General features: G+C 71.0%; 12 protein-coding genes. 4 read left to right on the top strand and 8 right to left on the bottom strand.

The genetic code is table 11. The annotated features are described in order from the left end of the window. Both AN218_RS13260 and AN218_RS13255 read right to left on the bottom strand, forming a co-directional pair. Nucleotides 1–892, bottom strand: an 892-nt coding sequence (locus AN218_RS13260; protein WP_079132128.1) for a DUF2637 domain-containing protein, incomplete at its 3' end; no start/stop codon positions are given. A gap of 175 nt (nucleotides 893–1067) precedes the next feature. Continuing rightward, nucleotides 1068–1928 (bottom strand): (2Fe-2S)-binding protein, encoded by an 861-nt coding sequence (locus tag AN218_RS13255; RefSeq protein WP_070017042.1) that lies wholly within the window; start codon nucleotides 1926–1928, stop codon nucleotides 1068–1070. A gap of 113 nt (nucleotides 1929–2041) precedes the next feature. Here AN218_RS13255 and AN218_RS13250 point away from each other — a divergent pair, with 113 nt between their 5' ends. Further along, on the top strand, nucleotides 2042–2938 hold the full coding sequence (locus AN218_RS13250) for a GntR family transcriptional regulator (protein WP_079132125.1): 897 nt from the start codon (nucleotides 2042–2044) through the stop codon (nucleotides 2936–2938). A gap of 129 nt (nucleotides 2939–3067) precedes the next feature. On the opposite strand, the gene AN218_RS13245 is transcribed toward AN218_RS13250, so the two are convergent. Both AN218_RS13245 and AN218_RS13240 read right to left on the bottom strand, forming a co-directional pair. Next, nucleotides 3068–3913, bottom strand: a complete 846-nt coding sequence (locus tag AN218_RS13245; protein ID WP_420855969.1) for a hypothetical protein — start codon at nucleotides 3911–3913, stop codon at nucleotides 3068–3070. A 161-nt stretch (nucleotides 3914–4074) separates the two neighbouring features. Then, nucleotides 4075–4653 carry an HhH-GPD-type base excision DNA repair protein gene (locus AN218_RS13240; RefSeq protein WP_070017041.1) on the bottom strand — a complete coding sequence of 193 codons (579 nt, stop codon included), beginning with the start codon at nucleotides 4651–4653 and terminating at the stop codon, nucleotides 4075–4077. 286 nt (nucleotides 4654–4939) lie between these two features. On the opposite strand from AN218_RS13240, the gene AN218_RS13235 reads away from it, so the two are divergent. Next, nucleotides 4940–5671, top strand: a complete 732-nt coding sequence (locus AN218_RS13235; protein WP_070017040.1) for a DUF2975 domain-containing protein — start codon at nucleotides 4940–4942, stop codon at nucleotides 5669–5671. Nucleotides 5672–5673: 2 nt separating this feature from the next. Beyond that, a complete protein-coding gene (locus tag AN218_RS35405) occupies nucleotides 5674–5937 on the top strand; it encodes a helix-turn-helix domain-containing protein (protein ID WP_070017039.1) in 264 nt (87 codons plus the stop codon). 54 nt (nucleotides 5938–5991) lie between these two features. Here the strand turns inward: AN218_RS35405 and AN218_RS13225 are convergent, their stop codons facing one another. The 4 genes from AN218_RS13225 to AN218_RS13210 all read right to left on the bottom strand — a co-directional run bounded on the left by AN218_RS13225 (nucleotide 5992) and on the right by AN218_RS13210 (nucleotide 10203). Beyond that, nucleotides 5992–6651, bottom strand: a complete 660-nt coding sequence (locus AN218_RS13225; protein WP_070017038.1) for an ABC transporter permease subunit — start codon at nucleotides 6649–6651, stop codon at nucleotides 5992–5994. Nucleotide 6652: 1 nt separating this feature from the next. Next, on the bottom strand, nucleotides 6653–7804 hold the full coding sequence (locus tag AN218_RS13220) for a methionine ABC transporter ATP-binding protein (RefSeq protein ID WP_216311758.1): 1152 nt from the start codon (nucleotides 7802–7804) through the stop codon (nucleotides 6653–6655). Between the two features lie 2 nt (nucleotides 7805–7806). Further along, nucleotides 7807–8760, bottom strand: a complete 954-nt coding sequence (locus tag AN218_RS13215) for a MetQ/NlpA family ABC transporter substrate-binding protein (RefSeq protein ID WP_079132124.1) — start codon at nucleotides 8758–8760, stop codon at nucleotides 7807–7809. Nucleotides 8761–9564: 804 nt separating this feature from the next. Next, nucleotides 9565–10203, bottom strand: a complete 639-nt coding sequence (locus AN218_RS13210) for a molybdopterin-dependent oxidoreductase (protein WP_070017037.1) — start codon at nucleotides 10201–10203, stop codon at nucleotides 9565–9567. A 263-nt stretch (nucleotides 10204–10466) separates the two neighbouring features. Here AN218_RS13210 and AN218_RS13205 point away from each other — a divergent pair, with 263 nt between their 5' ends. Further along, a complete protein-coding gene (locus AN218_RS13205; RefSeq protein ID WP_070017043.1) occupies nucleotides 10467–11399 on the top strand; it encodes a LysR family transcriptional regulator in 933 nt (310 codons plus the stop codon). The last annotated feature ends 106 nt before the right edge of the window (nucleotides 11400–11505 follow it).

Below are 11505 nucleotides of genomic sequence, written 5' to 3'. Positions count from 1 at the left end.
CCGACTGCCCCGCCGGTGCCGCGGACGCACCCGCCGGAAGCTCCGCACCGGGCCCGGCCGCCGTGACGAGCCGTCCGCGCCGCCCCGGCCGCCGCTGCTGTCTGCCCAGCGCCTTGACCCGGGCCCGTTCCAGCCTGTGCTGCTCCTTGCGGCGGATACGTTCCTGCTCCTGCCGCCGCCGCTCGTCCCGTACCTCGTCGACGGCCTGGTCCAGCGTCCGTACGCCCTCCAGCAGCATCAACGACCAGGCGCGGAAGGTCTCCCGGGGCGCGCGCAGCCACCGTACGATCCGGATCTGCGGCAACGGCCGGGGAACCAGGCCCTGTTCACGCAGTGCGGCCCGGCGGGTCTGCTTCAGCGCACGGTCGAAGAGGACGGCCGCCGACAGCGACATCCCCGCGAAGAACTGCGGCGCCCCCGCATGGCCCGCGCCCCGCGGCGCGTGCACCCAGTTGAACCAGGCCGCCGCACCCGCGAACGCCCATACCAGCAGCCGCGATCCGAGCGACGCGTCCCCGTGGCTCGCCTCGCGCACCGCGATGACGGCGGAGAACATCGCCGCCCCGTCCAGCCCGAAGGGCACGAGATACTCCCAGCCGCCGGTCAGCCGCAGATTCTGCCGTCCGAAGCCGACGAGCCCGTGGAAGGAGAGCGCCGCCGCGACCGCCGCACAGCAGAAGAGCAGCAGATAGGCGGCCGTCGCGTACACGGTCTCCTTGCGGCGGCGGCGCTGTTCGAGCTGTTCCCAGGAGTCCGCTCCCGCGCCGTCCTCGTCGCCCGCGCCGCCGCCCGCGCGTCTGCCCCGTGCCATCAGCACCACCGCGGCCAGGGCCCCGGCGAGGAGCACGGCGCCCGCCACCACCCAGCTCAGCGGTAGATCCGTCACTGTCATCCGATGCCCCTTGCCGCCCTCGGCCGCCCGTCGTACGGCCCCGCCTGGCTCTGTCCCGTTCTGTTCCGACGCGAGGCATCCTTGTGCAACTCCCGGCGCGGCCACGGCGATACGGCACAAGTGCACGCCAACGGGGCCCTCCCGGGACCGAGTTGGGCGTTTGGTCTCGAACTGCTCAGTGGGCGGGGGACAGCCGTGCGACGCGTTCGGCGTCGCAGGTGCGGGGGCACGTCACACACGTGTCCTCGGGCCGCAGCGTGTAGTAGAGGCAGCAGCTCGCCCGGTCGCGGGTCGCCAGCGGCTCGCCGTCCGGACCGTCCAGCACGCGGAAGCCGGCGGACCGCGCGTACGGAAGCGTGCCGCCCGGCAGCAGCAGTCCGGCCTCGCGCTTGGCGCGCTCCTCCTCGCCGAGCAGATGGCCGAGATACCACAGGCCCTCGGTGATGTCGTCCGTCGCCAGGCCCCACAGGGCGCGCGGGCCGCGCCGTACGGCGGGCCCGAACCCGTCGAGCAGCGGCGTGAGATGTTCGGCCGTCGCCGCCCGCACCTCGGCGCGCAGCGCCTCCTCGTCCGGTACGACGCGTGCACCCGGTTCGCGCGCCGCCTCGTCGTCCGGGAGGCAGGCGAACTCCTCGACGCGCACGGCCACTTCGCCTCCCGCACGCCGCAGGGCGACCGCCTCGACCGGTACGCGCGGCACCCGCCGCAGCAGGAACCACGGAACGGTCACCAGCAGACACACGGGCCAGGTGTAGCGGTGCAGTGCGAAGGTCGCCGTGACGTCCGGACGGGGCGTACGTCCGTAGACGCCGACCGCCTCCGCCTCCTCCCGTGCGAGGAAGCTCTCGAGAGCCGGACCGCCCTGCGCCAGGCGGGCGCCCCGCACCCACTCCGGACCGCCGGGAAGCTCGCCGCCGGGCCCGGTCTCCCGCACCCGCAGCGCCGGAAGCACCTCGGTCAGCCGTGCGTACGCCGAGGAGAGAGGCGAGGCGGCGGCCGGTCCGGCGACGGCCGGGGCGACGGCGGGCATGACCATGAGCGGACCACCTATCGAGATCGCCAACAGGTAAGCCTTACCTTAGAGGATGCCGTGGAGGTTTGATCTCGCGCCGGGTCCGCTTATGGTGCACAGCGAGACCTGGAGGGCACATGGAGCAGACCGCAGCGGATGCGCCCCGATCGGCGGGACATGCCGCACTCCACCCCCACCGCCTCCACCGTCCGGCCACGGCCGGTCAGCGGCACCCCGCGGGGGCCGAAGGCGACCGGGGGGCACGGGGCGAGCATGTGCACAGCGAACCGCCGCCGCCCGCGATGACCGGCGGCACGCCGCCCGCCGAGCGCGCGGTGGAGCGTACGGAGCCCGATCCGGCGCTGCACGGCGAACCCGTACGTCCGGCACGGCATGCGCGCCCCCGCGAGGTCAAGCAGCCCGAGCGGCACTCCGTACGCGGACAGGTCCTCACCGCTCTGCGCGAGGCCCTGCTCTCCGGTGAACTCGCCCCGGGCGTCGTCTACTCGGCGCCCGCGCTCGCCGAACGCCTCGGCGTCTCCGCGACGCCCGTACGGGAGGCGATGCAGCGCCTGGTGAGCGAGGGCGCCGTGGAGACCGTGCCCAACCGGGGCTTCCGCGTCGCGGAGTGCAGCGACCGCGATCTTGCCGAACTGGCCGAGATACGGCTGCTGTTGGAGGTCCCCTCGGTGCTGGAGACCGCCCGTACGATGCCGCCGGAGTGCTGGGAGAGCCTCCGCCCGTACGCGGACGAGGCGCTGGCCGTGGCCGACCACGGCGACCGCGCCGCCTACGCCGACGCCGACTCCGCGTTCCACCGGGCGCTGCTGGAGCTGACCGGCAACCGCCAACTCGTCGCCATAGCAACGGACATCCAGCGCCGTACGCAGCGCAGGCCGGCGCCCGCCGTACGGTCGCTGCGCACCGAGCAACTGCTGCGGGACGCCGCCGACCACGTGGCCCTGCTGGACGCGCTGCGCGTCCGCGATCTGACCACCGTCGAACGCCTGATGCGCGCCCATGTGACCGCCTGACGTCCGCCGGTCCCGGTCCCGGTCCGGTTCGACTCATCTGCGGTCCGTTCAACTCGCCTGCGGCGCGGGCCGGTTGCACGCGGGACGCACACCGGCCACGCGGGCCGCAGCCGTCACAGGACCGCGCGGCTACGCGGCTGCCGGCGGCGGCGCCGGTACCTGGTCCGCCAGCCATGTCGGCACACCGCCCAGCAGCCGGAAGAGCCGTCCGGCCTCCTCGCGGAGCCGCGTCGCCTCCGGCTCGGGCTCCACGTCCGCGAGCGAGGTGAGGGCGGGCGCCATGCCGACCAGGAAGCCCACCTCCTCGCGCAGCCGCAGCGACTCGGTGAACCCCCGCCGCGCGTCGGCCACTTCGCCCTCCCGCAGCGCGAGCCCGGCCAGATGCCGCAGGGTGAAGGAGCACAGCAGTACGTCGTCGAGTGCGGTCGCCGCGGCGTGCGCGCGCCGGTACGCGGCGATCGCCGACTGCGGTGTGTCGCTGAGGTGTTCGGCGAGCAGCCCGCGCCGGTAGTCCAGCATGGCCCGTCCACGGGCCGCCGGCGGCAGCAGCGCCGCGGCCCTGCCGAGCGCGGCCCGCGCCTCGTCGGAGCGGTCCCGTACGCCCAGAACCGTTGCCGTGTACGCGAGTTGGCCCCGTTCGCAGGCCGCGGCCCCGCGCTCCTCGTCGTCCTGGGCGAGCGCCTCGGCGGCGCGCAGCGCGGACTCCGCCGCGTCCCAGCCGTCCCCCGTGTACATGCACTGCTCCACCAGCAGCGCCGCGCGCCGCAGCGAGGCCGCCGTGTCCGTCGCCGCGTACGGCTCCAGGAGTGCGGCCGCGTCCTCCCAGCAGCCGCGCGAGCGCAACCGCCACACCGCTCCGTCCACGGGCGAGGTCCTGCCCGGCCCCGGCGGCGGTGCGCCACCACCGAACACCGGAGCCGGTTCGCCGTCCCCTGGCTCCAGCCGTACCGAACGTGACATGGCGGTTTCCGCCACAGTTGCCCTCCAAGCGCACCGTTGAGCTCCGAGCCGGATGTGTGCGCATCTCAGCACGGAGTGCGCAACCCGGCCAAGGGTTTGCTGTGAATCAGTTCACAAAGTTTTACTCGATGGCTCCGGCTGCCAAGCAGGCGGGGGTGCGCCTTCGGTGACGGGGCTCACTTCTTCTTCGCGGTCCGCTTCATCTCCTGCTTGTACGCCCGTACGCGCTCCAGCGACCCGGGCCCGGTGATGTCGGCCGCGGAACGGTGCGCGTCGGCGTCGCCGTACGGGCCGGCGGCCTCGCGCCAGCCCTCGGGGGTCACGCCCATCTGCTTGCCCAGCAGGGCGAGGAAGATCTGCGCCTTCTGCTTGCCGTATCCGGGCAGGGCGTTGAGGCGGGCGAGGACCTCCTTGCCGGTGGTCACGTCGCGCCACACCGCGCTCGCGTCGCCGTCGTAGTGGTCGACGAGGTACTGGCAGAGCTGCTGTACGCGCTTGGCCATCGAGCCGGGGTAGCGGTGCACGGCGGGCTTGCGGGAGAGCAGTTCCGCGAACTCCTCGGGGTCGCGGGCGGCGATGGCGTGCGCGTCGAGATCGTCCTCGCCCATGCGCTGCGCGATGGTGTACGGGCCGGTGAACGCCCATTCCATGGGCACCTGTTGGTCCAGCAGCATGCCGGTCATGACGGCGAGCGGGCTGCGGCTGAGCAGTTCGTCGGCCTCGGGCTGCTGCGCGAGTCGGAGGGTGATGTCCATGTCCCGATGATCGCGCTCCCGGCGCCGCGTCGCACGTCCGCAGCTACATCAGATCCGCCACCGCGGCCAGCCGGCCGTCACCGTAGGGAACGCCACCGTCGCCGTCGAGAGCGGACCACCGCCGTCGACGGCGGTGGATCGGCAGGAGGCGGGGCGCCGCCCGGAGCGGCTGACCATATCGATTGTCGATCGCATCGATAAACGATATGGTCCTGCGGTGTCCGGCGCGCTGCGCCCCTCTCGCGACCCCGATCGAGGAACCGTGGACTCTCCCAACGCACCTGCCATGCCCGGCACTTCGGCCACCGGCCCGTCACCGCACGTCCGGCCCTACGCGAGCGGCAGACTGATCCGCTTCCTGGCCGCGGCGATCCCGTGGGCGGCGATGGTCAATATGGTGTTCACCGTGGCCTTCGCGATCAACGGAGCGGCGCACGCGGGTTCGTACGTCGACGTCCCCGTCACCGTACGTACGACGTCGCAGCTCACCCTGCCCTCGTCCGGCGGCGACCACGCCGGAGATGGGACGGCCCTCGCCGGCCGGGCGGACGACCCGGAGAAGACCCGCCTCGACATCGCCCACGCACCCGAACGCACCTGGCTGAAGGCCGACTTGAGCTCGACGACGCTGCACTCGTACGGATCGACGGTCACGGAGCAATTGCTGAGCCGGGCCGACAAGCTCGTGCTGGGCCTGTGCGCCGTAGGCGGGTCCCTACTGCTGCGCCGTCTGCTGCTGGACATCGGTCAGGGGCGGCCGTTCCAGCCGCGCAGCGCGAAGCGCCTGTCGGCCCTCGCCGGGCTGATCGCGGTCGGCGGCATCGCGACGGATCTGCTGCCCCATGTGGCAACCGCGTTCGTGCTGAACCGGACCGGTCTGAGCGGCGGGGACGGCCCGTTCGCCTGGGCCGTCCATATCGACGGGGTGCCGCTGCTGGTGTCGTTGCTGCTGCTCGCGCTCGCCGAGGCGTTCCGACGGGGCGCGGATCTGGCGACGGACGTGGACGGTCTGGTCTGAGCGTGGCCGTTTCCGCCGATGAGCACCGCATCGCCTGCCACCTCGACCGCCTGCTGGCGGCGCGAGGGATGACACTGGCCCACCTCGCCGCCCTGGTCGGGGTGACGGTCGCCAATCTCTCGGTCCTCAAGAACGGGCGGGCCAAAGCGGTGCGCTTCTCCACCCTGACCGCGATCTGCGACGTACTGGAGTGCACACCCGGTGACTTGCTCACCGTGCTGCCCAAGGACGGGGCGGGGAACGGGACTTCCGCCGATCCGGAGTGAACCGGCCCACCGTCGGGGCACGTTGGCGTACGGCAGAGGGCCGGGTGAGCGCGCTCATCGGCGCAGCGCGCGGCGAGCGAGCCAGTTGCCGAGGAACTGGCCGGCCTGCACGATCACGATCATGGTCGCGACGGTGATGTAGACGACGGGCCAGTTGTAGCGCTGGGAGCCGTAGGTGATGGCGAAGTCGCCCAGGCCGCCGCCGCCGAACAGGCCGGCCTGCGCGGACATGTCGACCACGGCGACGAAGATGAACGTGTAGCCGAGGATGATCGGGCCGAGCGCCTCGGGGATCACGACGGTGATCAGGATGCCGACGCGGCGGGCCCCGGCGGCGCGGGCCGCCTCGATGACTCCGGGATCCACGGTGAGCAGGCTCTGTTCGACGATGCGGCTGACGGCGAACGCCGCCGCGAGCGACAGGGCGAAGGTGACCGCGTCGGTGCCGATCGTGGTGCCGATGGTGTGCAGCATGAGCGGTTGGATGGCCGTCAGGAAGATGACGAACGGCACCGGACGGACCACGTTCACCAGGACGTTGACGACGACGAACACCGCGCGGTTGGCCAGCAGGTTCCCCGGCCTGGTCGCGTACAGCACCAGTCCCAGGCCGAGTCCGAGCACGCCTCCCGCCGCGAGGGAGACCAGGACGATGTAGAACGTCTGCCGGATCGCGTCCCGGTAGACCGGCAGATTGGTGAGGAACTCGTCCACGTCAGGGGTTCTCCTCGATCAGGTCGACGCCCTCGGCGCGCAGCGCGCGGAGGGCGTCGTCGATGGCGGCCGTCTCGCCGAGAAGTTCGAACGTGAGGCTTCCGACGGGCCGTTCCTGTACTTCGCCGATGCCGCCGAAGATGATCTCGGCGGCCACCTTGTGCTCCGCGAACACGCGGGCGACCTCGGTCTGGAGCCCGGCGCGGTCCTGGATACGGACCGAGACGATCCGGCCCGTGTGCTTGCGCCGCAGCCGTTCCAGCGTGGCCTCGGAGGGACGTTCGCGCAGCGTGGTGCCGATCAGGCGCGCGGTCTCTTCCGCCTGCGGGCGGGCGAACACGTCGTAGACACCGGCCTGTTCGACGATGCGCCCGTCGTGGAGCACGGCGACCCGGTCCGCGACGGCGCGGATCACGTCCAGCTCATGGGTGATGATCACGATGGTGACGCCCAGCTTCCGGTTGGCGCGGCGCAGCACCGCCAGCACCTCGCCGGTCGTCTGCGGATCGAGCGCGCTGGTCGCCTCGTCCACGAGCAGCAGCGAGGGCTCGGTGGCCAGCGCGCGGGCGATGCCCACGCGCTGCTTCTGCCCTCCCGACAGTCGCTCGGGGTGGTCGTGCGCGCGGTCGAGCAGACCGACGAAGTCCAGCAGCGAGGCGACCCTGCGGTCCCGTTCGGGCCGGCCGACCCCGGCGACCTTGAGCGGATAGGCGACGTTGCCCGCCACCGTGCGGGATCGGAAGAGGTTGAACTGCTGGAAGACCATGCCGATGTCGCGCCGTACCTGCCGGCGGTCCCGCTCGCCGAGCGCGGTGAGGTCGTGGTCGCCCACGCGGACCGTGCCGGACGTCGGTGACTCCAGACCGTTGACGAGCCGTATCAACGTGCTCTTGCCCGCCCCGGACTGCCCGATGATGCCGAAGACCTCTCCCCGCCGGATGTCCGCGCTGACGTCGTCGAGGGCGACGAACGGTGTGCTGCGCTGGCCTTTGCCCGGGAAGGTCTTGTGCACATGCTCCAGGCGGACATGCACCTGTCCCTGTCCCTGTCCCCGTTCGTGTCCCTGCCCCTGTCCGTGTTCCTGTCCGTGTTCCTGTTCCTGTTCCGGCGAGCCGGACGGCTCGCCGCCGGTCGTCGACTCCGGTTCCGCCACGGTCACTTCTTCGCCGCCTCGGCCTGCTTCTCGACCTTCGCCAGCTCGGACCGCAACTGCCCGGGGGACTGCTTGCGGAACACCGCGGTGCCGCCGTTGGCCTTCTGTACGCCCTTCTGCACCGACGGGTCCTGGTAGAGCGCGGCGAGCTTGCGGTACGTCGGGTCGTCCTTGTCGGCGGCCCGGGAGGCGAAGACGTTCACGTACGGCGCGGCGACGGCGCTCTTGGGGTCGTCCTGGAAGATCGCGTCCGACTCCGAAAGCTTCGCGCTGGTCGCGAAGTTGTTGTTGACGACCGAGGCGGCGACCGAGCCGCTCTGTACCGCCCTGGCGGTCTGCGACGCGTCCAGGGTCACCAGCTCGACCTTGTGCTGTGTGACGTCCGAGGTGCTGGAGAACGTCGTACCGCCGTCCTTGAGCGTGAGCAGCTTCGCCGCCTGGAGGACGAGGAGCGCCCGCGCCTCGTTGACCTCGTCGTTCGGAATCGCCACCTTCGCCCCGTCCGGCAGCGCCGAAAGCGACTTGTACTTCAGCGAGTACAGCGGCAGCGGGTAGACGGCCGTCGCGCCGACCGGCTGAAGGTCGTCGTGCGCCGTGACGTTGTAGTCCGCCAGGTACTGGATGTGCTGGAACTGGTTCAGGTCCAGCCGCTTCTCCTTCAACGCCGGATTGGGCTGGCTGTAGTCGGTGAAGTTGACGTACTTCACGTTCACGCCCAGCTTCTTCTTCGCCAGCGCGGCGAACGTCTTCCAGTACGGCTGCGACCCGTCGGTGACGCCGATGCTCACGGTCTTGGACTTCGGTCCGCCGCTGAAGGAGAGAACCAGAGCGACGACGAGCCCCGCGACCAGGATGACGGCGACGGACGCCAGCAAGGCGACGTTCCGGCGGTTCCACCGGCGGGGCGGCAACTGCGGTGCGTTCGACGGCTCGTCGGGTATCGACGATTCGGACATGACAGGACCTCCAGAGAGAACGCGGGCAAGTGCAAAAGGGAAAGCGCAAAAGGGCAGGGGAAAGCGGAAAGGGGACGGCGGTCGGATCGCCGAGAACGCGCGGCGAAGACGCCACCGACAGAAGTGAGAATGCAGCGCGGACCACGGGCACGGGCGAATTCGCGCGTGCCCTCAACGGGCCCTGGAAATGGCTGCGATGACCCGTGCTCGAAGCCGTCCGCCCGTCAGGGCAGGTGCCTCAGAGCACGTGTGGCCGGAGTGGACTGCTCGTCAGATACAGAGACAGCTTGCGACGCGTGCGTGGTCGATCACACGCCGACTTGTCAACAGTACGGAGTCCATGCGCGCACTCTAACAGCCCTTCGCAGCAGCGCGAACCGGCCGCCGGCTACGGCGAGATCGCCACAGTCCACGGTCGGCGCATGCCCGGACACGGACCTGAGCCGGACGCGTCCCGGCACGTCACGCCGATCTGAGTCGACCTTGACACGGCGTCAGGGTTCTGGCGTGACCGGCGAATTCCTTGAAAAAGCCAGGATGCGCGAAGGACCAGTGAACCCATGGATTCTCAGAAAGGCGCCCGCCGGCGCCCACCGGTTCCGGCCGGCTCGTCGGTCTGTTCTCGACGGTATTCGTCATCGGCGCCGACGACTTCATCATCGCGGGCGTCCTTCCCCGCCCGTCACATGCGTCCGCAACATCCGCACCTTCCCCGGCGCGGGGCTGAAGGCCGACGACATCCGCGCACTCGACTCCTGCCTCGACGAGGAGCTTCCCGGCCCGCGCCGAACCGCTCGCCTTGCCCTACAGCGGCGGTCCGTCGCCGGGCTGTTCCTGGTGGGAGTAGCGCTGTTCCTTCCAGGGGTCGGCGAGGTTGTGGTAGCCGCGTTCCTCCCAGAAGCCGCGGCGGTCCGCGGTCATGTACTCGATGCCGCGCAGCCACTTGGGGCTCTTGTAGCCGAAGAGATGGGGCACGACCAGACGCAGCGGGAAGCCGTGCTCGGCGGTGAGCAGTTCACCGTCGTGGTGTGTGGCCAGGAGGGTCCGCTCGGCGGCGAAGTCGGCGAGGCGGAGGTTGGCTCCGAAGCCGTACTCCGCCCACGCCATCACATGTGTGACCTCGGGCGCCGGCGGCACCAGTTCCAGGAGGACCGTGGCGGGGACGCCGAACCACTCGTGGTCGGTCGAGGTGATTCCGGTCGCGCAGTGCAGATCGGCGACGACCGTGACGTGCGGCAGGTCGGGCAGGTCGTCGAACGACCAGAGGGATTCCTCTCCGGACGCCGTGGCCCCGTGGATCCGCAGATTCCAGCGGTCGGGCCGGAACTTGGGGACGGGGCCGTAGTGCGAGACGGGCCATCCCCGGACCCGGCGCTGTCCGGGAGGCAGCCGCCGGGGTGTGCCGGGTGTGGTAGCGGGCGGGCTGGGCCGGTCGCCTGCCATGGTCTGCCCCTCCTCGGTGTGGACCTCGTTGCAGGGTAGGTGCCCGGTCCCGGGACCGCCGGGCGCGGGGGCGGTCCGTGCTCCGCGCGCCGTGGGACCGGTTCGCCGCCCATGACCCTGCGCGCCGGGCCGTCGGTGCTCACCGGCGCAACAGCCAGGCACGGGCCGCGTCTTCCCTGCCGCTGCCAGGAATTCTCGATGTGGAGCGGGCATGTGCGGTTGCCGCTCTGGACTGTGCTCGCGCGATGGGCGCACGCTGGGGCATGCTGCTTCGCCAGTTGGAATATCTGGTGGCGCTCGCCCGTGAGCGTCACTTCGCGCGTGCCGCCGCCGCGTGTTTCGTCTCGCAGCCGGCGCTGTCGGCCGGGATACGGAAGCTGGAGAGCGATCTGGACGTGCCGCTCGTCCAGCACGGTGCCCGCTTCGAGGGGCTGACCCCGGAGGGCGAGCGCGTTCTGCTCTGGGCACACCGCATTCTGCGGGAGCGCGACTCGATGCAGCAGGACCTGACCGCCATGCGAGGCCGGCTGACCGGCACGCTGCGCCTGGGCGTCATCCCCACGGCCTCGTCGGTCGCCTCGCTGCTCACCACACCGTTCTGCGAGCGGCATCCACACGCCAAGGTCCGGCTGGAGTCGCTGTCTTCGCGCGACATCATGCACCGGCTCACCGAGTTCGAGATCGATGCGGCGCTGACGTATCTGGACGACGAGGATCTGCGGGGCGTACGCAAGTTCCCTCTGTACGAGGAGCGGTATCTGCTGCTCACGCCCGTGGAGGGACCGTGCGCCGCGCAGGAGAAGGTGCGCTGGGCCCAGGTCGCCGATCTCCCGCTCTGCCTGCTGGACGCGCAGATGCGCAACCGCCGCATCCTCGACGGATTCTTCGCCGCGGACGGGACCTCGGCCTCCCCGGCCATCGAAGCCGACACCGTCGCCGACCTGTATGCGCATCTCGCCTCGGGCCGGTGGTCGAGTGTGATCTCCCATGCGTGGCTGCACATGTTCGGCATCCCCCGCGGGATGCGGGTCGTACGGCTGAACTCGGACGACCCCGGCCGCAGTCCCCGCGTCGGTCTCGTCCTCATCGAGCAAGAGCGGGAGCCGGCCATCGTACGGGCCCTGCTCGAGGTCGCCAGAGGAGCCGGGCTGCGCGGTGCGCTGGATGCCCTGGTGGACGCCTATCTGGACTCATAACCCGCCGTTATCCGCGGATTGAAAACTTTGCTTTGCCCCGTCGGGCAACCGGCGGGAGCGTGTCGACCAACCCGCACCGATTGCCTCGACGGCGAGGAGTTGTGTC

The organism is Streptomyces nanshensis, assembly GCF_001751255.1.
GTDB lineage: Bacteria > Actinomycetota > Actinomycetes > Streptomycetales > Streptomycetaceae > Streptomyces > Streptomyces nanshensis_A.
The sequence above is the reverse complement of the archived record's forward strand: the minus strand, read 5'-3'. Positions and strand labels throughout refer to the sequence as shown.

What these genes read in the sequence shown, in the direction of transcription:
- AN218_RS13215 (WP_079132124.1), bottom strand. Translation starts at nt 8,760, where the DNA reads ATGTCCGAATCGTCGATACCCGACGAGCCGTCGAACGCACCGCAGTTG.
- AN218_RS13210 (WP_070017037.1), bottom strand. Translation starts at nt 10,203, where the DNA reads ATGGCAGGCGACCGGCCCAGCCCGCCCGCTACCACACCCGGCACACCC.
- AN218_RS13255 (WP_070017042.1), bottom strand. Translation starts at nt 1,928, where the DNA reads ATGGTCATGCCCGCCGTCGCCCCGGCCGTCGCCGGACCGGCCGCCGCC.
- AN218_RS13205 (WP_070017043.1), top strand. Translation starts at nt 10,467, where the DNA reads ATGCTGCTTCGCCAGTTGGAATATCTGGTGGCGCTCGCCCGTGAGCGT.
- AN218_RS13240 (WP_070017041.1), bottom strand. Translation starts at nt 4,653, where the DNA reads ATGGACATCACCCTCCGACTCGCGCAGCAGCCCGAGGCCGACGAACTG.
- AN218_RS13235 (WP_070017040.1), top strand. Translation starts at nt 4,940, where the DNA reads ATGCCCGGCACTTCGGCCACCGGCCCGTCACCGCACGTCCGGCCCTAC.
- AN218_RS13250 (WP_079132125.1), top strand. Translation starts at nt 2,042, where the DNA reads ATGGAGCAGACCGCAGCGGATGCGCCCCGATCGGCGGGACATGCCGCA.